Below are 22,248 nucleotides of genomic sequence, written 5' to 3'. Positions count from 1 at the left end.
ATGGAGGCTCTCAATGAGCGCTGTAAACACGCCTGCAGGTTTTACCGATTTTAAAGTTGCTGACATCTCCCTGGCCGCCTGGGGCCGCCGCGAGGTAATCATCGCCGAATCGGAAATGCCTGCACTGATGGGCCTGCGCCGCAAGTACCTGGAAGAGCAACCGCTCAAAGGTGCCAAGATTCTCGGCTGCATCCACATGACCATTCAGACTGCCGTGCTGATCGAAACCCTGGTTGCCCTGGGTGCCGAGGTACGCTGGTCGTCCTGCAACATTTTCTCCACTCAGGACCAGGCTGCCGCTGCCATCGCTGCTGCCGGCATCCCTGTATTCGCCTGGAAAGGCGAGACTGAAGAAGAGTACGAGTGGTGCATCGAGCAGACCATCCTCAAGGACGGTCAGCCATGGGACGCCAACATGGTGCTGGACGACGGTGGTGACCTGACCGAAATCCTGCACAAGAAATACCCGGCCATGCTGGAAAAAATCCACGGTGTGACCGAAGAAACCACCACCGGCGTACACCGCCTGCTCGACATGCTGGCCAAGGGCGAACTGAAAGTCCCGGCCATCAACGTCAACGACTCGGTCACCAAGAGCAAGAACGACAACAAGTATGGCTGCCGTCACAGCCTGAACGATGCGATCAAGCGCGGCACCGACCACCTGCTGTCGGGCAAGCAAGCCCTGGTCATCGGCTACGGTGACGTGGGCAAGGGTTCGGCCCAGTCCCTGCGTCAGGAAGGCATGATCGTCAAGGTCACCGAAGTCGACCCGATCTGCGCCATGCAAGCCTGCATGGACGGTTTCGAACTGGTTTCGCCATTCAAGGGCGGCATCAACACCGGTACCGAAGCCTGCATCGACAGCGACCTGCTGGGCAAGATCGACCTGATCGTTACCACCACCGGTAACGTCAACGTCTGCGACGCCAACATGCTCAAGGCCCTGAAGAAGCGCGCCGTGGTGTGCAACATCGGCCACTTCGATAACGAAATCGATACCGCGTTCATGCGCAAGAACTGGGCATGGGAAGAGGTCAAGCCGCAGGTGCACAAGGTACACCGCACCGGCCACGGCGACTTCGACCCACAGAACGACGACTACCTGATCCTGCTGGCCGAAGGCCGCCTGGTAAACCTGGGCAACGCCACCGGTCACCCAAGCCGCATCATGGACGGTTCGTTCGCCAACCAGGTCCTGGCGCAGATCTTCCTGTTCCAACAGCAGTTCGCCAACCTGTCGCCAGCCGAGAAAGCCGAGCGCCTGACCGTTGAAGTGCTGCCGAAGAAGCTCGACGAAGAAGTCGCCCTGGAAATGGTCCGCGGCTTCGGCGGTGTGGTCACTCAACTGACCCAGCAGCAGGCCGAGTACATCGGCGTGTCCGTCGAAGGTCCGTTCAAGCCACACGCCTATCGCTACTGATGGGCCAAAGCCGGTGCCGCTCTCAAGCGTCACCGGCTTTTTCTTGAGCCGCACCGTTTGGGCGGCTTGCTTGATCGGTTTACCAGGATTTCGCCATGTCTCAGGAACGTCGCTACAGCTTCGAGTTCTTCCCGACCAAGACCGATGCTGGACATGAAAAACTGCTCGCCACTGCCCGTCAGTTGGCTACCTACAACCCCGACTTTTTCTCCTGCACCTACGGTGCCGGTGGCTCGACCCGCGACCGCACGCTCAACACCGTGCTGCAGCTGGAGAGCGAAGTAAAAGTCCCTGCCGCCCCGCACTTGTCATGCGTTGGCGACAGCACCAACGACCTGCGCACCCTGCTCGCCCAGTACAAGGCTGCGGGCATCAAGCGCATCGTTGCCCTGCGCGGCGACCTGCCGTCCGGCATGGGCATGGCCAGCGGCGAGTTGCGTCACGCCAATGACCTGGTTGAGTTCATTCGCAAGGAAAGTGGCGATCACTTCCACATCGAAGTCGCTGCTTACCCTGAAATGCACCCGCAAGCGCGCAACTTCGAGGACGACCTCGCCAACTTTGCACGCAAGGTCCAGGCGGGTGCGGACAGCGCCATCACCCAGTACTTCTTCAACGCCGACAGCTACTTCTACTTCGTCGAGCGCGTGCAGCAACTGGGCGTCGATATCCCTGTAGTGCCGGGCATCATGCCAATCACCAACTACAGCAAGCTGGCACGCTTCTCCGACGCCTGCGGCGCCGAGATTCCACGCTGGATCCGCAAGCAGCTGGAAGCCTATGGCGACGACGCGAAGAGCATCCAGGCCTTCGGCGAAGAAGTGATTACCCGCATGTGCGAGCAACTGCTGCAAGGCGGCGCACCGGGCCTGCACTTCTACACCCTGAACCAGGCCGAACCAAGCCTGGCAATCTGGAACAACCTCAAGCTGCCACGCTGACCGAAGCGGCGTTCGCGCCGCTTTCCAGTGCACTGCACGCTCGCGATTATTTGAACTTGAAGGTGCTCTAGCCTAGGCTAGGGCACCTTTGTGCTTTTCTCTATTGGACTATTGGACTGTCACCCTGCCTATGCCTCTAGCTTCTCAACGACCGCAACTGGTTTACCTGGTGTTCGGTGCCCCCACATACCATCAGGAAGCCCAGTTCAGTATTGCCAGCGCCTTGACCAATCTGCGCAAGACACCTGGCGAAGCTATTGATATACAGGTTTTCAGTGATGACCCTGAGCCATACCGTCACCTGCCCGTTACGGTCCACACACTGGATGCAGAAACCCGCAAGCAGTGGAACCAGCCCCATGGTTATCATTTCCGCAGCAAACATGTCGTGCTGCGTCAGGTGCTGGAGCAGCATGAACTGGCGCTGCTGATCGACACCGATACGTTCTTCCATCGTTCTCCGATTGAACTGTTTCGACGCATAGCACCGGGTACCTTGCTGTGTAATGCCATAGGCGGCCACTACGGCGATGACCCTAAAGCGCCATTGTATGAGGCACTCGCCACGGTACTGCGCAGCCGCGATCTGGCAGACGACCAGATGCCGCTGCTGAACTCAGGGGTGATGGGCTTGCACTGCAGCGACGCAGCACTGCTTGATCGCTCGATTGCCTACATGGATGAGTTCTACCTGCAGGCCAAAGGCGCCTATACGCTGGAAGAGTTCTGCCTGGCAGTGGCGGCCTACCGCTCAATGAAGGTCAACGAATGCCCTGACCTGATCCATCACTATTGGAGCCGCAAGCAACTGTTCAGGGCCAAGATCCAGGCATGGCTGCGCAAGCACGGCGACGCACCACTCAGCCCTGAAGCCATGGCCGACATACCGCATGTCAACGCGAAGCTGCCACGCCCGCCCGCACTGCAACGCATGCTGTACAAGACGGTGAGCCTCGCACTGCCCGAACAGCAACGCCAGTTCCTCCGTGAACTGCTGTATGGCTGCTATGCCTACCCCAACGAGTTCGACCGCGCCTGCGGTTCAGCCTGGTGGGACAAGGCCCTTGAGAACGTCCAGGCGCGCCTTGGCCGAGCATTGACCCGCGAACAGTTGATGAGCTGGCTGCAGCAACCGGCGCTGCGTCTGGCACTGGGCAAACAGCACCCAAGCGTTCAACAGCACCTGCTGCTGAAGCTGCAGGACTGAATCCAGACGCAGTCACCACTGGTCATCCTGAACCGGTCGTCGTACTCTGCCGACATGTTCGATTTCGCCCGTCTACTGACAGCGCTGTTTCTAGCTTGCCTGAGCACTTTCGCCCTGGGCGAAAGGCTGCGTATTGTTACCGACCCTTGGCCACCCTATGCATACCAGGAAGGAGAGCAGATCAAGGGGATCGACTACGAGGTGACGGCCGAAGTCTTCAGGCGCCTGGGTGTCGAAGTGGAGTGGCAGTTCCTGCCCTGGAAGCGCTGCCTGAACATGCTGGAACAGGGGCAGGCAGACGGCGTGCTGGATATTTTCCAGACCCGTCAGCGTGACAGCCTGCTGTTTTACCCCAGCGAACCGCTGTCGACCGTCGAGTTCGCGCTGTTCTATGCCAAGGCCCGCCCGCACGTGGTGAACAGCCTGGACGACCTCAAGGGGCTTACTGTCGGCACTTCGCCCGGCTACACCTACGACCCGACCTTCACGGAGTCAACCGCGTTCAACCGCGAGCCCGCCCCCAGCCACGAGGCCAACTTCGGCAAACTGCAACGTGGCCGTATTGACCTGCTGATCACTGATCGTCGGGTCGGCCGCTACCTGATTGCCACCCTGGGCCTGGAGCAGGAGGTCGGTGAGCTGCCCTTGGTCGTCAGCCAACAGCATCAGTACCTCGCCGTACGTCGAAATGTCGGCATGGACCTGCTGGCTCAACGCTTCGCGGCTGAGCTGCGGCGCTTCAAGAAGGAGCCTGCCTATGCCGCGCTGTCAGCCCGTTATGACAGTGCCGCAATAAAAAATCAGCCCGCCGTTGAGCAGCAGGAACGCAGCACTCACTGAATGCTCTGTTATACTCGGGCATTCCCGCCAGGCTTACGCCCGGACGCTCGACCTTGAAACAGCCATCCTGACCGGTAGAACCGCGCGTTTAGACACCCGCTCGCCGCTCCCGGATGCACATTGAAGGCCAAGCAGGACCGGACGCGATAGCATCTGCAGATGCCCGTCGCGCCAGGCAAGATCATCCCAATGGGCTCAGCCCCCACTAGAACAGGATTTCTCATGTCCTTTGCTTCCCTCGGTCTCTCCGAGGCTCTAGTCCGCGCTATCGAGGCTGCGGGCTATACCCAGCCCACTCCGGTGCAACAGCGGGCGATTCCCGCCGTGTTGCAAGGTCGCGACCTGATGGTGGCGGCGCAGACAGGTACTGGCAAAACCGGCGGTTTCGCGCTGCCAATCCTTGAACGCCTGTTTCCCGGCGGCCACCCCGACAAATCCCAGCGTCACGGCCCGCGCCAACCACGTGTTCTGGTGCTGACGCCAACCCGTGAACTGGCCGCACAGGTACACGACAGCTTCAAAACCTATGCCCGTGACCTGAATTTCATCAGCGCGTGCATCTTCGGCGGTGTTGGCATGAACCCGCAGGTGCAAGCCATGGCCCGCGGTGTCGATGTACTGGTGGCCTGCCCTGGCCGCCTGCTGGACCTCGCCGGTCAAGGCAGCGTCGACCTGTCGCACGTCGAAACCCTGGTGCTGGACGAAGCCGACCGCATGCTCGACATGGGCTTCATCCACGATGTGAAGAAGGTCCTGGCCCGCTTGCCGGCCAAGCGCCAGAACCTGCTGTTCTCGGCCACCTTCTCCAAAGACATCACCGACCTCGCCGACAAGCTCCTGCACAACCCGGAGCGTATCGAGGTCACCCCGCCGAACACCACCGTCGAGCGGATCGAGCAGCGGGTCTATCGCCTGCCTGCCGGCCACAAGCGTGCGCTGCTGGCCCACTTGATCACCGTCGGCGCCTGGGAACAGGTACTGGTCTTCACCCGTACCAAGCATGGCGCCAACCGCCTGGCCGAGTACCTGGAGAAGCACGGCCTGACCGCCGCCGCCATCCATGGCAACAAGAGCCAGAATGCCCGAACCAAAGCCTTGGCCGACTTCAAGGCCGGCACTGTACGGGTCATGGTTGCCACCGACATCGCCGCGCGCGGCCTGGACATCGATCAACTGCCTCACGTAGTCAACTTCGAGCTGCCGAACGTTGAAGAGGACTACGTACACCGCATCGGCCGTACCGGTCGTGCCGGTCGCTCGGGCGAGGCCATCTCGCTGGTCGCACCCGACGAAGAGAAACTGCTCAAGAGCATCGAACGCGTTACCCGCCAGAAAATCGCCGACGGCGACCTGATGGGCTTTGATGCTTCGGCCATTGAGGCCGAGAAACCCGAAACCCGCGAGCGTCCACAAAACACCGCACGCACTGGCCGTGGCCAGCGTGCCGATGGAACCAACACCGGCAGCGGTGGCCGCAAGGACAAGGGTAAGGATAAAGGCAAGGAAAAGGACAAGGCCGGCGAGAAGTCCGCTGAAAAGGCCGCTGGTGGACGCCAGGAACGCAAGCCACGCGACAAGAAACCGCGCCCGGCTCAAGCCGCTGGCCAATCGGCTATTCCTCCAGTGCCCGCCAACCGCGATCCGGAAGAATTCCTGGACGACGAAGTCGATAATTTTGGCAACCGTGCCGACTACGTCAGCCCTTACCAGAACAAGGGTGGCCAGGGCCGTAACCGTCGCCCAGGCGCTCCGGCCAGCAGCAACGGCGGGGCTGCCCAGCCACGCGGTGGTCAGGGCCGTAGCAACAACCCTCGTAGCGGTGGTGCAGCCAATGCAGGCGCCAGCGGTGAGAAGCGTGGTGGTGCACGCAACGGTTCGGGCTCAGGCTCGGGTAGCCGTGACGGCCAGCCACGCCGCGACGGTGCCAACCGCAACCGTCGCCCTGCGCGCGAGGAGTCTTCGCGCCAGGAACCGGCCGTACGCAACCCTCGTGAAGGTCAGCCGCAACCGAAGATCATCCACAAGGAATCCAAAGTGGATCGCTTCCCGACCGCCGAGCAGCTGGAACAACTGCCAAGCCGTCCACGTGGCGAAAAACCGGCGCTGCTGACGCGTAACCGCTGATTCAGACGCCAACAAAAACGCCGCCCCATGGGGCGGCGTTTTTGTTGGTGCAGTAACCCGATTACTTCTGCTTCACGCCTTCCAGCGAGATGTCCAGGTCCAGGGTCTGCGACGCTGGGCCCGGGCCCTTGATGCCGAAATCGTTCAGGTTCAGCGTAGTGGTGGCATTGAAGCCAGCACGCTCGCCGCCCCATGGGTCTTTGCCTTCACCGTTGAAGGTTGCCTTGAACACTACCGGCTTGGTCACGCCGTGCAGGGTCAGGTCGCCCGTCACATCAGCGGTTTTCTCACCGGTCGACTTGACGCTGGTAGAGACGAACTTGGCATCAGGGAATTTGCTGACGTCGAGGAAGTCCTTGCTGCGGATGTGCTTGTCACGCTCGGCATGGTTGCTGTCGAGGCTGGCGGTTTTCAGGTCAACGGCAATTTTGCTGGCTTCTGGCTTGGCGCTGTCCCAGCTGAAGGTACCGTCAAAGTCCTTGAAGGTGCCATGGATGAAACTGTAGCCGAGGTGGCTGATTTTCCAGTCGACGAAAGCGTGCTGGCCTTCTTTGTCGATTTTGTAATCAGCAGCCATGGCCTGACCAGCCGACAGCAGTGCAGTACCAAGCGCCAGTGCGGCAAAAGTCTTTTTCAACATGCGTCTGTATCCTTTTTGCAGGTTAGGTTGAACATCAAGCTTTGCGGCCCAGCATGCGGACAAGGGTCGCGTCACGGTCTATAAAGTGGTGTTTAAACGCAGCCAGGGCATGCAGACCGGCAAAGATCACCACGCCCCACGCCACGTAGAAGTGGATTTCGCCGGCAAGGTCCGCCTGATCAGGCAGATTGCTGAGCAATGCAGGGACCTCAAACAGGCCGAATACCGGAATGCCCACGCCATCGGCGGTGGAGATCAGGTAGCCACTGATCAGAACAGCGAACAGGCCCAGATAGAGGAGACTGTGGCCAGCCTTGGCAGAAACCCGGGTAAATGTGCTGTAACTGGCCAACGTCGGCGGTGGCGGGCTGACAAAGCGCCAAATGACCCTTAGCAACATGATCGCCAACACAGTCAAGCCGATACTCTTGTGCAGATCGGGCGCGGTGTGACGCCAGGCGCTGTAGTAATCAAGGCCGACCATCCATAGGCCCAGGCCGAACAGGCCGAACACTGCCAATGCCACGCCCCAGTGCATGACAACACTGACCAAGCCATAGCGAGAAGATGAGTTTCGCAACTGCATTGCCGAATTTCCCTGTAAGAACTGTTGCCAAGACTAACGAGTTATCTATCGAATTAAAGCGGAAAATTTCGCTTTGAAATATCGAGAAAAACGATTGTTAGCGTGGAACGCTGGCATTAAGGAAAGATTAACGCTAGGCACTAGCGCTAATGGCAACGGGCGTGGAGAGGCATCAGAACGAGGCCGGCATGGGGATTGCCGGCAAGGCCGGCTCTTGAACGAGCCGGCCGCTACATCGGTAACAGGCTACTGAGCGCTGGCCTGAGTGTTGGTGGTCTTTTTCTTCACGGGCTCAGCCTTGGCAGCGGTTTTTTTCACCGGTGCCGGCTTGGCTGCTGTCTTCTTGGCTACCGGCTTCTTCGACGGCGTAGCCTTGGCAGGGGCAGCCTTGGCGGGCGCAACCTTGGCCGGTTCCTCTTTCGCTACAGGAGCCACAGGCGGCGCCACTGGGACAGGTGCAGCCACTGGAGCCGGCGCTGGAGCAGCCTGCACAGCCTTCACCGCAGGTGGTGCTGCCGGTTTGTCAGCGCCACCGAACAGACGCGAGAAGAAGCCTGGCTTGCTCTCCTTGGCCGCAACGGCGCCTGCCGTTGCAGCTGCAGCGCCAACGGCTGCGGCTTTAAGCGGGTCGACGGTTTTACCCGCAGCCAGGTCCTGTACCTGGTTGGCCGCGCGCTGACCGCTGCGCAGGGCACCTTCGAGCGTGCCGGGGTACAGCGCATCGGTGTGTTCGCCCGCGAAGGCGATGCGCTGCATAGGACGCTCCCACAGGCGCCAGTACTTGCTGATCTGCCCCGGACCAAACGCCAGGTAGGAGCCGCCAGTACCCGCGTCGGTGCTGTAACGACGCACCTCATAGCCGGTAAACGCCCCTCGCGCCTGTGGATAAAACGCGTGCAGGCGGATCAACACCTGATCGACCATCTGTTTGTCGCCGAACGCCTGAAGCAGGCGAGCGTTGTCACCCGACAGGTTGATCACTACGTTGGCACCGCCCTTCAGCGCAGGTTCGATCCAGAGCATGCCAAGGCCGGTGTTGCTGTAGATTTCACCGGACATCCGCGCACGGCTTTCCCAGACTGGCGTCTTGAACTTCAGCATCAGCTGATCGCGCCAGCCGTAGTTGGTGCCCTTGATCGCCGCCAGGTGCAGGTTGTCCAGGCCCGGCGTCATTTGGATCTTGGCCAACGCCCGCAATGGCACGGCCAGGACCACGTAATCCGCCTGGTAACCGACGCTGCCAACCTTGACGGTAACACCGTCTTTGTCTTGGCTGATCGCCGTGACCGGCGAACTGGTCTTGATGGTTTTCAGCTGTTTGACGAACGCCTGGGCCAATACCGGGCTGCCGCCAGGCAGGCGGGCGGCACGCAGGTCACGGTCGTTGACGCCACGGTAGACTCGATTCTGCTGGGCGAAATACAACAGCGACAGGCGCGATGGTTCGTCATAACGGGTACGGATCTGCTGGTTGATCAACTGCCGCGCGGTAGTCGGCAGTTGCAGTTTGTCCAGCCAGGTGGCGACGTTCATCTGATCCAGGGCGAACAGGGTGCTATTGCCCGCCGGGTTTTCCGGGTCGTTGATCGAACGGGCCAGGTCGTCGAGGGTTTTCTCATAACGCTTGATGGCCTCGGCGGTGGCCGGCTGCTTGGTGGCCAGGTCAGCGGCGCTGAAGTACTCGCCGTCGATCAGGTAGCCCGGTGTACGAACGAACTCAGGCGCCGGCAGGGTGCTGAGCTTGAAGGTGTCCAGGTACTTGTTGAGGATCGGCTGTGCCTTGCTGTTGCCAATCCACTCGCTGGTGGCCAGGCCTGAACGCCCACCCATGCTGGGTTTGGCTTCCAGCAAGGTCACCTGCCAGCCCTTGATTTGCAATTCATAGGCAGCGGTCAGACCCGCCAGGCCACCGCCGACGACAATCGCCGTCGGCTGCTTGGCGGCCGCCAATGCCCCCGTACTGAACAGCCCAATCATTACTAACGCGCACGCGCGCAGCCAACCAGCAGACATTTGGCGAACTCCGGATCAAAGGCAGATAGAAGTGGGGGGTGAACACCCCAAGAAAGCTGCGTGAAGGATACGCCAGCATTGTCGGCCTCGCCAGCGAGCCAGGGCAGGATCACGCACTATGGGTTGTTCTCCTCCAACGCTTTGCATAGGCTTGCGCGCATACCCGAATACGCATCGCCAGGAGAGAGCCGATGGGCCTGAATCAACAGTGGATGCAACGTGACCTCAAGGTCCTGTGGCACCCCTGCACCCAGATGAAAGACCACGAGCAACTGCCGCTGATCCCGATCAAGCGCGGCGAAGGCGTCTGGCTCGAGGATTTTGAAGGCAAACGCTACCTGGATGCGGTCAGTTCCTGGTGGGTGAATGTGTTTGGCCATGCCAACCCACGCATCAACCAGCGCATCAAGGATCAGGTCGATCAACTTGAGCATGTGATTCTGGCCGGTTTCAGTCACCAACCGGTCATCGAACTTTCCGAGCGCCTGGTCAAGCTCACGCCTGACGGACTCAATCGGTGTTTTTACGCCGATAATGGGTCTTCCTGCATCGAAGTCGCACTGAAAATGAGCTTTCACTACTGGCTGAACCAAGGCCAGCCGGAGAAAAAGCGCTTCGTCACCCTGAGCAACAGCTACCACGGCGAAACCATCGCGGCCATGTCGGTCGGTGACGTCCCGCTGTTCACCGAAACCTACAAGGCGCTGTTGCTCGACACGATCAAAGTACCAAGCCCAGACTGCTATTTGCGCCCAGAAGGGGTCAGTTGGGAGGCGCATTCGCGCACGATGTTCGCGGCCATGGAACAGACCCTGGCCGAACACCATGCGACCATCGCGGCAGTCATTGTCGAGCCCTTGATTCAGGGTGCCGGTGGCATGCGCATGTACCATCCGGTGTACCTCAAGCTGTTGCGCGAAGCCTGTGACCGCTACGGGGTTCACCTGATCCACGACGAGATCGCCGTAGGCTTCGGCCGCACCGGAACGATGTTCGCGTGCGAGCAGGCTGGCATCCGGCCAGATTTCCTCTGCTTGTCCAAGGCCCTGACCGGCGGCTATCTGCCGCTGGCCGCCTGTCTGACAACCGACCAGGTGTACAACGCGTTCTACGACGATTACCCGACCCTGCGCGCATTCCTTCATTCGCACAGCTATACCGGCAACCCGCTGGCCTGCGCGGCGGCCCTGGCGACCCTGGATATCTTCGAGCAAGACAACGTCATCGAGAACAACAAGGCCCTGGCCCAGCGCATGGCCAGCGCCACGGCACACCTGGCCGATCACCCGCATGTGGCCGAAGTACGCCAGACGGGCATGACCCTGGCCATCGAAATGGTCCAGGACAAGGCCAGCAAGACGCCTTACCCGTGGCAGGAACGGCGCGGCCTGAAAGTCTTCGAGCACGCGCTGAGCCGCGGCGCACTGCTGCGCCCACTGGGCAGCGTGGTGTACTTCCTGCCGCCGTATGTCATCACCCCGGAACAAATCGATTTCCTTGCCGAAGTCGCCAGTGAAGGCATCGACCTCGCCACGCGTGACAGCCTGAGCGTTGCCGTGCCCAGTAACTTCCACCCTGACTTCCGCGATCCGGGCTAGCGCACACCCTGGGGGCCGGCCCTACCGGCCTTCGGGGGTGAGCAATGCGCCAATCGCCCGTTTTGATTCAGAGACCGACATGAGACTGTCCCGTTTTTTCATTGATGCCCCGCTGAGCCTTGGCGAGCATGACCTGCCTGAAGCCCAGGCCCATTACATCGGCCGCGTACTGCGCATGGCCACTGGCGACGCTGTACAGCTGTTTGACGGCAGCGGCCAGGAATACCTCGGCGAGTTGCTGGAAGTCGGCAAGAAAAACGTGCGCGTGGTGCTCAGCGAAACCCTGCCGGGCCAAGCCGAGTCGATGCTGCACGTCCATCTGGGCCAAGGCCTGTCACGCGGCGAGCGAATGGACTGGGCAATCCAGAAGGCCACCGAGTTGGGTGCCAACGAAATCACCCCGATTATCAGCGAGCGCTGTGAAGTCCGCCTCAAGGACGAGCGCGCCGACAAGCGCCTGGCCCATTGGCGCCAGGTAGCGATCAGCGCCTGCGAACAGTGCGGTCGCTCACGCCTGCCGGTCATTCATGCCCCTATGCTGCTGGCCGACTGGCTAAAACAACGCGACGAAGCGCTGAAGCTGGTCCTGCATCCGGTCGCCGAGCCAATGATCAGCCACGCCAAGCCCGAGCACCTGGCCTTCTTGATCGGCCCCGAAGGCGGCCTCTCGGAGGCGGAAGTCGAACAGGCCAAGAGCACCGGGTTCCACGCCGCCCGCCTGGGCCCACGGGTCCTGCGCACGGAAACCGCACCCGTGGTAGCACTGGCCGTTGCCCAGCAACTGTGGGGTGATTTCTAAAGCACGTAGAAAAACACCGCGACAAAATGCATCAGGCTGCCGGCGATGACGAACAGATGCCAAATGCCGTGCCAATGGCGAAAGCGGCTGTCATAGGCAAAAAAGATGATCCCGATGGTGTAGAACGCCCCACCACCGGCCAGCCAGGCAAACCCCGCAGTGCCCAGGCTGGCCAGTAGCGGCTTGACCGCGACCAGCACGATCCATCCCATCACCGCGTAGATGACGATCGACATCACCCGCGCCTCGGAGCGCGGTTTGATTTCCTGCAGCATACCGATCACTGCCAGCCCCCAGACGGTGCCAAACAGGCTCCAGCCCCAGGGGCCACGCAAACTGACCAGGCAGAATGGCGTGTAACTGCCCGCAATCAGCAGGTAGATCGACAGATGATCAAGCTTGCGCATGACCGTTTTGGCCTTGCCGCGTACGCTGTGATAAAGCGTGGAGATGCTGTATAGCAACAGCAAGGTGAAGCCGTAGATCGTCAGGCTGACAATTTTCCAGGGGTCGCCTTGCAGTACGGCAATCCCTATCAGCCATGTCGCGCCGACAGCGGCCAGTAGCGCGCCGACGAGGTGGGTCCATGCATTGAAGCGTTCACCATGGTACATGTGGCGCTGTCCTCCAAGGTCCTCTTGTAGGCTCATGCTACACAGGCATTCGCCTCAAACCACCCCCGCCTCTAGTAGTAGACGCTCCAAGGCGACCAGATCCGGCACCCGCGCCACCAACTCACCGACCTGCACGGCCGCCAACTCCAGCGGGGCCAACGGCACATCAACGTAGTTGAGCTGGCTGTCCAGCTTGCAGGAGCGCGGGATACCCTGCACCAGCAACGCCATGAAGCGCAGGCGGCTGTCGCCCAGCGAGTTGAGCACGACGATCCGTGCCCGCTCGCCCACCTGTGTAGAGCCGCCACACGCGGCCTCGAAACTGATCAGAGGCAAGCGCTGATTGCGCCAGTCGATCCACCCCAGGTGCCAGTCGAAACCCTCCAACACCTGCATGCCAGGACGATAGCCAATCAGCTCGGCCACCGCGACGTTCGGCAACACCAGGCTGCGATCACTCAGCGGCAATAGCAGACCGGTCAGGCTACTACGCCCCCCGTTGCGGACGGGTTGTTCAAGCATTGTGCGCACTCCACTGGGCAATACTCTGCAGCAGCACCGACTCTTGATACGGCTTGCCCATGTATTCATTCACGCCAATGGCCATCGCGCGGTCACGGTGCTTCTGCCCGGTACGCGACGTGATCATGATGATCGGCAGGTCCTTGAGCCGCGGGTCCTGGCGAACCCGGGTCGCGACCTCGAAGCCATCCATGCGCGGCATCTCAATGTCGAGCAGGACCACGTCCGGACGGTGCTCCTGCAACAATGCCATGGCATCGACGCCGTCCTTGGCGGTCAGGACGTTCATGCCGTGGCGCTCAAGCAGGCGCCCAGTGACCTTGCGCACGGTCACCGAGTCATCCACGACCAACACCAGCGGTGGGCGCATGACGGTACGCTCGGCCAACGTATGCAGTGAGCCACGCTCGGCACTTGGCAGTTGGGCGGGTCGCAACTGCTGCGCGCGCAATTGGGCGAGCAAGTCGAGAATCAGCACCACTCGCCCATCCCCCAGGATGGTCGCCCCGGACAGCCCTTGAACCGAAGCGAACTGCGGCCCCAGGCTCTTGACCACGATCTCGCGGCTGGCGGACAGGGCATCGACCTGAACCGCAAACTGCTGTTCTTGAGAATGCACCAACAGCACAGGCAGGGGCAGGGTCTGGCCGAGCAAGCGAGGTGGCGGCAGATCCTCCAGAAGCCCCCCCAGGTAGTGCAGTTCATAACGGTGCCCGGCGTACTCATAACGCGGAGGATCCAGCTGATAACAGGCTTCGAGCTCGGCCGGAGGCACCCGGACGATACCCTCGATGGTGTTCAGCGGGATCGCATACTGCTCATCGCTACTGTGCACCATCAACGCCCGGTTGACCGACACGGTAAACGGCAAGCGAATCAGAAAGCGCGCACCTTTGCCCGGGATCGAGTCGATGATCATCGACCCGCCCAGTTGCTTGACCTCCTCATGCACCACGTCCATCCCCAGCCCTCGCCCGGAGATCTGGGTGATTTTTTCAGCGGTGGAGAACCCTGGCTGCAAAATGAACTGCATGACCTCGTGATCACTGATCTCGGCGCCCGGGTCCAGCAGCCCGCGCTTGATGGCCTTGCGGCGCACGGCCTCCAACGACACACCGGCACCGTCGTCCGACATCTCGATGACGATATCGGCGCCTTCATGCAGCAGGTTCAAGGCAATCAGCCCCTGCTCCGGCTTGCCTGCGGCAAGGCGCACCTCCCGGGGCTCCAGGCCATGGTCGACTGCGTTGCGCAACATGTGTTCCAACGGTGCGACCATGCGCTCAAGCACGCTGCGATCCAACTCGCCTTCGGCATTGCCAACCACTAGCTCGACCTGTTTGCCCAACTCGCTGGCGACCTGGCGAACCACCCGCTGCAGGCGCGGTACCATGCGCTCGAACGGCACCATGCGCGTACTCATCAGGCCTTCCTGCAGGTCGGTATTCACCCGTGCCTGCTGCTGCAACAGGGCCTGCGCCTCGTGGGCGCGTACGCTCAAGGTCTCTTTCAGGTCGAGCAGGTCCGAAGCCGACTCAAACAACGCACGGGACAACTGCTGCAATTGCGAGTGGCGGTCCATTTCCAGCGGGTCGAACTCTTCGTAACCCAGCGGTTCGCCTTCGCTCGGCTGCGCACCGAGCATGCGGCCCTGGGTTTCGCTGTCGAGCCGACGCAACAGGTCACGCATCCGCTCCAGCGTGGTTTCCATTTCACCCAGGGCCGTTTGCGCGTCATTCACCTGCTGCTCGATACGCCCGCGAATGATGGAATTCTCACCGGCGAGGTTGCCCAGGTCGTCGAGCAACTCAGCAGCCACTTTCACCTGGTCGGCCGCCGGTCGTTCAGGCGTCGGGGCAGGCGCCTCGGCTACCACGCTGTCGCTTTGTGGTTGGCTTTCGCTGACCGCAGCACTGGTGAAGTTACGGATGTAGTCGATCAGTGCGGTGGGGGCAGGCAGCGGTTGCTGCAGGCGTACTGCATCGAGCATGTGTGCCAGGCGGTCATGGCAGTTCTGCAGCAGGCTGAACAGCGCCGCACTGGGCTGAAGCTGACCGGCGGCCAACTGCTCAAACAGAAACTCCAGCTCATGGGCGAGGTCGCCAATCGGTGCGATCTCGACCATCCGCGCGCCCCCTTTCAGGGTGTGCAGATCGCGTAACAGGTTCTCCACTTCCAGCGTATTGCGTGGCTCAGCCTGCCAGCGCAACAAGGCTGCCCCAGAGCTTTCGACGATATCGAAACCTTCCTCCAGGAAAATCTCCAGCAGCTCCTTGTCGCCCTCTTCTGCCGGCTTCTGTGTCACCGGCTGAACCGGCGCAGGCCCGGCTTCCTCCTGGCGGAACTCACGCAAGGCCGTGAGCGCTTCAAGCGCCGTTAGCGGCATCTGGCCCTGTTGTAACTGGCCGAGCATCCGGGCCAACAATGCGTGACTGTCGAGCAGCAGTTCAAACAGTGCTGGCGACGCATTGAAACGTCGATCCACCAGGCCCTCATAGAAGCTTTCGAGTGCCTGGGCCAGTTCGGCTACGGCACTGACGCCAGCCATCTGGGCGCCACCGTTGAGGGTATGCCAATCGCGCTGCAGCGATGACAGCGCGGCGCTGTTTTCAGGCTCGACACGCCAGCGTGCCAGGGTCTGATCAGCCCCCTCGAGAATATCCACGGCCTCTTCGAGGAACAATTGCACCAGCGTTTCGTCGGGTAACTGCTCGGCCAGGGCCGCCGTCGCCTCGCCCAACTCATGCACCTGCGACTGCCCACCGGCACTACGAACCAGGCCCATGGCGGCAGGGTCCAGCCCCTCCTCCAACAGTTCACGCAAGGCGCGCAGGTGCTCAGGGCTGGCCTGAACTTCCTGGCCCGCAGCGATCTGGTCGAGCATGCCGATCAGCGCCTCATGGGCATGCTGCGCCTCCTCGAAGAAACGCGGGCTGACCACAACACTGCTTTCCTCAACAGCGCCGTAGAGATCGAGCAAAGCCTCGCAGAGCTCATCCACCTGCCAGAGGTCCGCCAGGTGTGCGCTCTGCCCCAGCGTGGTCAATTCGTCGAGCAGGGCGCTCAGCTCCTGACGCTGCTCGGGGTGTTCCTGCCAACGCAGCAGCAACGACTCGGCATCAAGCAGAATGTCCATGCCCTGCGCCAGGAAGCTGGCAATCAACTGTGGGTCACGCTTGACCCGCAGGCCTGCACTAGGCGCTTCCAGCAAGGCCCGCAAACGGGTCTTCACCACCTGATCTACCTGTTCGATCAGCAACTCGGCACCCATGATCGGTGCCAACGGTGTGCTGTCGAGCTGCTCCAGGCCCCGGTGCAACAAGGCATCAGCGGTTTGCAGCAGGTAGATCTCGTCCAGATCAACACCCAATTGATGAGCCTTGTACTCACGTACGAGCAGGTCAAGGGCAGCCGCCAGCTCAGCAATCGGCACCACCCCCGCCATTGCCGCGCTGCCTTTGAGGGTATGCAGGGCCCGTTGCAGGTCGTCACTGACCGGCAGCGGCAGTTGCTCATCGGCACTCTGCAGGAAGGCATCAAGGCTGGCCAAATGGGCCTGCGCTTCATTGCGGAAGATCTCCAGCAACTGCGGGTCAATGGCCTCGGCGTTGTCGGTCTGCGGTACATCGTTCATGGCCAAGGCATGCAAGTGCAGTGATAACTGCTCCACCGTCTCGTTCATCAGTGGCCGGCCTTCGGCGTACTCGGCCAGTAACGCTGGAAACAGCGCCAACGCCTGTTCCAGGCTTGCCAGTACCGGCTCCCCCGGCGCCACACGGCCTTCGAGCATGCGGTTAAGCAGATGCTCTGCCGACCACGCCAGTTCAGCCACGACCAGAGCATGCACCATCCGCCCGCTACCCTTGAGGGTATGAAAGCCTCGACGCAGCTCGACCAACACCGGTCGCAAGCGCGTATCACGGCGCCACTGGACCCACTGCTCATTCAAGTGCTGAAGAACATCCTCGGCCTCTTCGAGAAACACCTCGCGAAGCTCGTCATCGATCGTCGCGTCGGCTGCCTCGACCGGTGCCGACGTCTCGGCACGCGGTGACTCGAGCACATACCCCAGCACCGTAAAACTACGCTCAGCCTGCTCAAGGAAGCGCTCGACCTGTGCCTGAGGATCAGCGCTCAGGTACTGCAGATAACATTCAAGGTTGCAGATGGCGTCGGCGAAAGGCTCCAGGGCACTGGCATCCGGCAGTTGCTCACTGCCGAGCAAGCGGCTTTCGACATAGTCGCCACAGTAGCGCAACAGGCGCGACGCACGCGGCAGCATGAGCATCGCCAAGGCACCACGAACTTGCGTGAAGAGCCCTGGCAATGGCTCCAGGCGCTGGCGCTCCCAACCGCCCTCCAAGGCATCGGCGATCAGTTCCTTGGCTTGCTGCAGCACCCCATGAGATTCATCAAAGACCACTTGGCGTACTTCAGCCAGATCGGCACCCGGCGGCTGGGCCTGCCCAGGCGAATCAATCGAACCGACCATGCCGGCCAGCGTCGCCTCGACATACAGCAACGCACCCGCCACATCCATCAATACGGCATCGTCCGGGGCGCGCTGCCCGCGTGCCAGCCCCTGCAAGACCGAAACCTGGTCGATGATGACCCGGCGCGGCTGGCCAAAGCCGAGCACCGCAAGGGTATCGGCCGTCTGTCGCAAGGGCGCCAGCAGCGCCTCCAGCTCATCGACCTGCTGACGGTCGCCGCGCACAAAGAGGTCCAGGCGCTCCTTGGCCCATCGCAAGTCTTCACAGACAGCGGCGACCACCGAGCGCAAGGCATCACGGTCCGAGCCGACCTGCAAGCGGTCGCGCAGCCCACTCAGGGACAACTCCAGGTTGCCGTGCCCCTGGGCAACGTCAGGCTCGCTCGGCGGCACATCATTCAACGGGGGTTGCAGCAGTGGCTCGGCACCGCGAGCCGTACGCAATGGGTTGAGCAGCGGCAGAAGCACCAACGGAAGGTCACGCCCGGCAGCACGCAGACGCTCCAGGTACAGGGGTAACTGATCCAGCCCCCGGAACAAGGCGCCCAGCGCTTCACCGCGGGCGGCCACGCGCCGTTGCTGCAAGGCCAGGCCCAGTTGCTCCACCTCCTCGGCCAGCAGCACAGCCCCCTGCAATTCGAGCATCTGCAAACAACCCACAACCTGATGAATCGGCTCGACAACGTCGGCCAGTACCTCGATATCCCCCGGTTCAGCGGCAAAATGCTCCAGCGCCTTGCGCGCAGCACCCAGGCACTCGGCAATGGCGGCATTGACCCAGACCAGGGCAACAGTAGCGTGACGATCAACCATAAGCCCTCCAGTAGTCAGGGTCAGCGAGCCGGCGGCAAGGTAAAGCCCGACACCGAACGCCGCATTTCACTGGCCATACGGGCCAGATTGCCAATGCTCTCGGCAGTCGCGGTCGAGCCGGACGAGGTTTGTGAGGTGATCTGCTGAATCACCGCCATGGTATGGGAGATCTGCCCGGCCGAAGACGTTTGCAGCTGGGCGGCGTCGGAGATGCTCAGAATCAGCTCGGCCAAGGTCTGCGACACCCCTTCGATTTCTGCCAGGGCCACCCCGGCATCCTGGGCCAGGCGCGCACCACGGACCACCTCGGCGGTGGTCTGCTCCATGGAAATCACGGCTTCGTTGGTATCGGCCTGAATCGCTCGCACCAGGGCCTCGATTTGCCGTGTCGCCGAAGACGAGCGCTCAGCCAAGCGCTGCACTTCATCAGCGACCACGGCGAAACCGCGTCCAGCCTCACCGGCCATGGACGCCTGAATCGCAGCGTTGAGCGCAAGAATGTTGGTCTGATCGGCAATGTCATCGATCAGGCTGACGATATCGCCGATTTCCTGGGAAGACTCGCCAAGGCGCTTGATGCGCTTGGCCGTGTCCTGAATCTGCTCACGGATGTTGTCCATGCCGTGGATGGTGTTGTGAACCACCTCGTTGCCCTTGTTGGCAATCGCCACCGCCCGCTCCGCCACTTTGGCCGACTCATAGGCGTGGGTCGAAACCCGATCGATCGACTCAGCCATGTCACCGACGGCCATCGACGCATCACTGATCTGCTGAGCCTGGTGCTCGGACGCCTTGGCCAACTGACGGGCTGTGGTCTGAGTATCCTGCACCGCGCTGGCAACTTCCTCGGCACTTTGGTTGATCGTCGCCACCAGGTCGCGAAGCTGGTCGATCGAGTAATTGATCGAGTCGGCAATCGCTCCGGTAAAGTCCTCGGTGACCGAGGCGGTGACGGTCAGGTCGCCGTCGGCCAAGTCTTCGATTTCATCCAGCAGGCGCATGATTGCCTGCTGGTTGCGCTCATTTTTTTCTGCCGTCTCATGCAGTTGGCGATGGGTTTCACGCACCATCACCAGGCCGATCAGAATGATCGAGGCCAGTGCCAGCAGACCCAACGCATAGCCGCCAACGGTGTCCAGCGTGCGCCCTGCGGCCAGGTTCTCGAAGCCATTGGCCAGACGCGAGGCCTCATCGAGCAACGTCTGCGACAGGTTGAAAATGTTGCTGGCCGCTTCACGCACCCGGAACAACTCGGGGGACGTCTCGAGAATTTCGTCCACGGAGCCCGCGACGAACTGGAACAGTTCAGCGATTTCAGTCAGGCGAGCACGGGCATCGGGGTCTTGAACACGGGTCAGCTGAATCGACGGGTTGCCCGCCAGCATGCCCTCAAGGACCTGACCAAAGCGCGTCGCATCGCGCCCAAAGGCATCGGCGGCCTGAACGGAGGTGTCATCGCCGGCCAGCACTGTGTTGACCGAGCCGAGAATGCGTTCGGCCAACAGCGCCTGGCGCTGGGCCACCGCGACCTGGCTGGCCGGGGCGCCGTTCTTGAGGAGGATCTCCACGACCTTCTCGTATTCGACCTGCAACTGCGGAACCGTCTCGGACAGGGTTGCCGCCACCTGGTGCAGCGACAATACAGTCTGCTCACTGGCCAGGATCGTATCGGTGTATTTGCGCAGGTTTTCCCAGTCACTCAGCACGGCCTCCATTTCGCTGCGCACGGCAGGCGGAGCGGAGGGCAGGCCGGTGGTGTGGTCGCCCTTCTTCAAATAGCCCCAACGCTGTTCAAAGTCATTGCGTGCATCACTCAACAACTTGAAGGCCCGCGCCTTGCCTGCAGCCGCTTCAGTGGCGTTCTTGGCAATACGCTGGGACAACACGCGCAACTCGCCGGCATGCCCGATGTACTGCTTGTCGTAATTGGCCTGGGTATTGAGGTAGGCGAAATTGGCGAACAACAGGATGATCGACAGGATCAGCACGATAAACAGCACGGCAATCTGCGCGCTGCTGCGAGAGCCTTGTACCGAGGGAAAGGTCTTGGTCACGGGTTCGACATTCCTTTACAGCGCCACATCGAGAAAGCCCGTTGCCTGCGACAGGGCAAATGGACTGAAGATTCCCCAGCAACGCTCACGTTGAAAGTGGCCCTGGACAAAGGGCCCTGCCCCGGCCAACAGCGGCGACGGCACGGAGAGGTCCAGGCTGCGCAGCGGAAAGTGCTGCAGACCGGCAACTTCATCGACCAGCAGCCCGGCAAACACCTCCTGGTGATCCAGCACCAGTACGCGGCGCTGCTTGCGCAAACCGCTCTGGGCCAGGCCGAAGTAACCACACAGGTCCATCACCGGCAACAGCCGCCCACGCAGGTTAGCGACGCCAAGCACCCAGGGCTTGACCCCGGGGATACGGCTGAGGCGGGGCTCCTGCAGCACTTCGGCAACTTCCTGCATCGGCGCGACAAACCACTGTTCAGCGATACGAAAGCCGATCCCGCTCCAACTCTGCAGGCGGGTCTCCTGTAACGGCAGGTCGGCCGCCAACAGGCGGCAGCGGCGGTCGATGTCCAACAGCAGTTCAAATGCCGTCAGCGACTCGCCCTTGGGCCGGGTGGTCAACCCTTGAGTACGCCGTCGAGGGTCTTGATCAGGGTCTGCTCATCCACCGGCTTGGTCAGGTAGTCGCGGGCGCCCTGACGCGTGCCCCAGACCTTGTCGGTTTCCTGGTCCTTGGTGGTCACGATAATCACCGGGATACCACTGGTCTCAGGGTCCTTGCTCAGTTGGCGGGTCGCCTGGAAGCCGTTCATGCCTGGCATGACGATGTCCATCAGTACCGCGTCGGGTTTTTCCTGGCGCGCCAGTGCCACACCGTCGGCGCCATTTTCAGCCTTGAGCACCTGATGCCCGTGTTTTTCGAGCATTCCGGTCAGTTTGTACATTTCAGTCGGCGAATCATCGACGATCAGAACTCGGGCCATGCTATTCCCCATCGAAGGAAAGGATGCCGCGCCAGGTGCGCAGCATCAGGGTGCGTGTTGTGCTTCTGCGGCGAAACCCGGCACATGCGCCTTGATCGCGTCCAGCAGTTCTTCCTTGCTGAAAGGCTTGGTCAAAAACTGATCAGAGCCGACAACCCGGCCGCGGGCCTTGTCGAACAGCCCATCACGGGATGACAGCATGACCACCGGCGTATCCTTGAACATACTGTTGTGCTTGATCACTGCGCAGGTCTGGTAACCGTCCAGGCGCGGCATCAACACATCGACGAAAATGATATCGGGATGGTGGTCGACAATCTTGGCCAGGGCGTCAAAACCGTCAGTGGCGGTAATGACGGTGCAACCGGCTTCGCCGAGCAACATCTGCGCGGTACGACGAATCGTCTTCGAGTCGTCGATGACCATCACCTTCAATGCCGCTTCGGGCTGTCCCATAATTGCTCTACCATCGCCTGGAAGGGCCGTGCAGGCCACATGCCAGGCCTTTTTAGCACACTCTCAAGGTGCATTCCATCGGCCTGCGCCGGGGTCGCCCACGATGCGTTTTCCGCTTGACCGCCAGCGTCGCCGGCGCCACCCTGACGCCACTTTTCATTTGAGCCACTGCGGCCTGTTGCCGCCGAGAGGAT

At 61.4% G+C, this 22,248-nt stretch carries 17 protein-coding genes; 7 read left to right on the top strand and 10 right to left on the bottom strand.

Annotation, left to right across the window (positions count from 1 at the left end):
• Positions 1 to 13 precede the first annotated feature (13 nt).
• The 5 genes from ahcY to AB7M23_RS08305 all read left to right on the top strand — a co-directional run bounded on the left by ahcY (position 14) and on the right by AB7M23_RS08305 (position 6,535).
• Positions 14 to 1,423, top strand: a complete 1,410-nt coding sequence (ahcY, locus tag AB7M23_RS08325; protein ID WP_102052702.1) for an adenosylhomocysteinase — start codon at positions 14 to 16, stop codon at positions 1,421 to 1,423.
• 95 nt (positions 1,424 to 1,518) lie between these two features.
• A complete protein-coding gene (gene metF, locus AB7M23_RS08320) occupies positions 1,519 to 2,364 on the top strand; it encodes a methylenetetrahydrofolate reductase [NAD(P)H] (protein ID WP_099773379.1) in 846 nt (281 codons plus the stop codon).
• A 130-nt stretch (positions 2,365 to 2,494) separates the two neighbouring features.
• Positions 2,495 to 3,571 carry a hypothetical protein gene (locus AB7M23_RS08315; protein ID WP_454240586.1) on the top strand — a complete coding sequence of 359 codons (1,077 nt, stop codon included), beginning with the start codon at positions 2,495 to 2,497 and terminating at the stop codon, positions 3,569 to 3,571.
• 54 nt (positions 3,572 to 3,625) lie between these two features.
• Positions 3,626 to 4,411 (top strand): substrate-binding periplasmic protein, encoded by a 786-nt coding sequence (locus tag AB7M23_RS08310; RefSeq protein WP_454240585.1) that lies wholly within the window; start codon positions 3,626 to 3,628, stop codon positions 4,409 to 4,411.
• A gap of 222 nt (positions 4,412 to 4,633) precedes the next feature.
• On the top strand, positions 4,634 to 6,535 hold the full coding sequence (locus AB7M23_RS08305; RefSeq protein ID WP_454240584.1) for a DEAD/DEAH box helicase: 1,902 nt from the start codon (positions 4,634 to 4,636) through the stop codon (positions 6,533 to 6,535).
• 61 nt (positions 6,536 to 6,596) lie between these two features.
• Here AB7M23_RS08305 and AB7M23_RS08300 read toward each other — a convergent pair whose 3' ends face one another.
• From AB7M23_RS08300 to AB7M23_RS08290, 3 genes are all read right to left on the bottom strand, one after another.
• Positions 6,597 to 7,175, bottom strand: a complete 579-nt coding sequence (locus AB7M23_RS08300; protein WP_454240583.1) for a YceI family protein — start codon at positions 7,173 to 7,175, stop codon at positions 6,597 to 6,599.
• Between the two features lie 34 nt (positions 7,176 to 7,209).
• Complete coding sequence (locus AB7M23_RS08295) at positions 7,210 to 7,761, bottom strand: cytochrome b (protein ID WP_102052698.1); 552 nt, start codon at positions 7,759 to 7,761, stop codon at positions 7,210 to 7,212.
• Between the two features lie 246 nt (positions 7,762 to 8,007).
• Positions 8,008 to 9,774, bottom strand: coding sequence for an FAD-dependent oxidoreductase (locus AB7M23_RS08290; protein ID WP_454240582.1), 1,767 nt, complete (start codon positions 9,772 to 9,774; stop codon positions 8,008 to 8,010).
• Between the two features lie 191 nt (positions 9,775 to 9,965).
• On the opposite strand from AB7M23_RS08290, the gene AB7M23_RS08285 reads away from it, so the two are divergent.
• Both AB7M23_RS08285 and AB7M23_RS08280 read left to right on the top strand, forming a co-directional pair.
• Positions 9,966 to 11,372 carry an adenosylmethionine--8-amino-7-oxononanoate transaminase gene (locus AB7M23_RS08285; RefSeq protein WP_065761324.1) on the top strand — a complete coding sequence of 469 codons (1,407 nt, stop codon included), beginning with the start codon at positions 9,966 to 9,968 and terminating at the stop codon, positions 11,370 to 11,372.
• A 79-nt stretch (positions 11,373 to 11,451) separates the two neighbouring features.
• The gene (locus AB7M23_RS08280) at positions 11,452 to 12,171 is read left to right on the top strand and encodes a 16S rRNA (uracil(1498)-N(3))-methyltransferase (RefSeq protein ID WP_454240581.1); all 720 of its coding nucleotides are present in this window, start codon (positions 11,452 to 11,454) and stop codon (positions 12,169 to 12,171) included.
• Here the strand turns inward: AB7M23_RS08280 and trhA are convergent.
• The 7 genes from trhA to pilG are packed head-to-tail and all read right to left on the bottom strand — an operon-like array spanning position 12,168 to position 22,054.
• Complete coding sequence (trhA, locus tag AB7M23_RS08275; protein WP_065761334.1) at positions 12,168 to 12,785, bottom strand: PAQR family membrane homeostasis protein TrhA; 618 nt, start codon at positions 12,783 to 12,785, stop codon at positions 12,168 to 12,170. The genes AB7M23_RS08280 and trhA overlap by 4 nt on opposite strands.
• Positions 12,786 to 12,839: 54 nt before the next feature.
• Complete coding sequence (locus AB7M23_RS08270; RefSeq protein WP_065761326.1) at positions 12,840 to 13,307, bottom strand: chemotaxis protein CheW; 468 nt, start codon at positions 13,305 to 13,307, stop codon at positions 12,840 to 12,842.
• The gene (locus AB7M23_RS08265; RefSeq protein ID WP_454240580.1) at positions 13,300 to 18,612 is read right to left on the bottom strand and encodes an Hpt domain-containing protein; all 5,313 of its coding nucleotides are present in this window, start codon (positions 18,610 to 18,612) and stop codon (positions 13,300 to 13,302) included. Before AB7M23_RS08265 ends, AB7M23_RS08270 begins: the two co-directional genes overlap by 8 nt.
• 20 nt (positions 18,613 to 18,632) lie before the next feature.
• Positions 18,633 to 20,666, bottom strand: coding sequence for a methyl-accepting chemotaxis protein (locus AB7M23_RS08260; protein WP_454240579.1), 2,034 nt, complete (start codon positions 20,664 to 20,666; stop codon positions 18,633 to 18,635).
• A 15-nt stretch (positions 20,667 to 20,681) separates the two neighbouring features.
• Entirely contained in the window at positions 20,682 to 21,236 is a 555-nt protein-coding gene (locus tag AB7M23_RS08255) for a chemotaxis protein CheW (RefSeq protein WP_065761329.1), read from the bottom strand.
• Positions 21,233 to 21,598, bottom strand: a complete 366-nt coding sequence (pilH, locus tag AB7M23_RS08250; RefSeq protein ID WP_065761330.1) for a twitching motility response regulator PilH — start codon at positions 21,596 to 21,598, stop codon at positions 21,233 to 21,235. Before pilH ends, AB7M23_RS08255 begins: the two co-directional genes overlap by 4 nt.
• Positions 21,599 to 21,643: 45 nt before the next feature.
• Positions 21,644 to 22,054, bottom strand: a complete 411-nt coding sequence (gene pilG / locus AB7M23_RS08245; protein WP_065761331.1) for a twitching motility response regulator PilG — start codon at positions 22,052 to 22,054, stop codon at positions 21,644 to 21,646.
• Between the last annotated feature and the right edge of the window lie 194 nt (positions 22,055 to 22,248).

The organism is Pseudomonas sp. HLS-6 TE3448 (assembly GCF_053629555.1).
The sequence above is the reverse complement of the archived record's forward strand: the minus strand, read 5'-3'. Positions and strand labels throughout refer to the sequence as shown.

Excerpts from the sequence above, each read along its gene's own strand:
- AB7M23_RS08315 (WP_454240586.1), top strand. The coding sequence starts at position 2,495 with ATGCCTCTAGCTTCTCAACGACCGCAACTGGTTTACCTGGTGTTCGGT.
- AB7M23_RS08280 (WP_454240581.1), top strand. The coding sequence starts at position 11,452 with ATGAGACTGTCCCGTTTTTTCATTGATGCCCCGCTGAGCCTTGGCGAG.
- ahcY (WP_102052702.1), top strand. The coding sequence starts at position 14 with ATGAGCGCTGTAAACACGCCTGCAGGTTTTACCGATTTTAAAGTTGCT.
- AB7M23_RS08310 (WP_454240585.1), top strand. The coding sequence starts at position 3,626 with ATGTTCGATTTCGCCCGTCTACTGACAGCGCTGTTTCTAGCTTGCCTG.
- AB7M23_RS08305 (WP_454240584.1), top strand. The coding sequence starts at position 4,634 with ATGTCCTTTGCTTCCCTCGGTCTCTCCGAGGCTCTAGTCCGCGCTATC.
- AB7M23_RS08290 (WP_454240582.1), bottom strand. The coding sequence starts at position 9,774 with ATGTCTGCTGGTTGGCTGCGCGCGTGCGCGTTAGTAATGATTGGGCTG.
- AB7M23_RS08285 (WP_065761324.1), top strand. The coding sequence starts at position 9,966 with ATGGGCCTGAATCAACAGTGGATGCAACGTGACCTCAAGGTCCTGTGG.
- AB7M23_RS08300 (WP_454240583.1), bottom strand. The coding sequence starts at position 7,175 with ATGTTGAAAAAGACTTTTGCCGCACTGGCGCTTGGTACTGCACTGCTG.
- metF (WP_099773379.1), top strand. The coding sequence starts at position 1,519 with ATGTCTCAGGAACGTCGCTACAGCTTCGAGTTCTTCCCGACCAAGACC.
- AB7M23_RS08295 (WP_102052698.1), bottom strand. The coding sequence starts at position 7,761 with ATGCAGTTGCGAAACTCATCTTCTCGCTATGGCTTGGTCAGTGTTGTC.
- AB7M23_RS08270 (WP_065761326.1), bottom strand. The coding sequence starts at position 13,307 with ATGCTTGAACAACCCGTCCGCAACGGGGGGCGTAGTAGCCTGACCGGT.
- pilG (WP_065761331.1), bottom strand. The coding sequence starts at position 22,054 with ATGGGACAGCCCGAAGCGGCATTGAAGGTGATGGTCATCGACGACTCG.
- trhA (WP_065761334.1), bottom strand. The coding sequence starts at position 12,785 with ATGTACCATGGTGAACGCTTCAATGCATGGACCCACCTCGTCGGCGCG.
- AB7M23_RS08265 (WP_454240580.1), bottom strand. The coding sequence starts at position 18,612 with ATGGTTGATCGTCACGCTACTGTTGCCCTGGTCTGGGTCAATGCCGCC.
- pilH (WP_065761330.1), bottom strand. The coding sequence starts at position 21,598 with ATGGCCCGAGTTCTGATCGTCGATGATTCGCCGACTGAAATGTACAAA.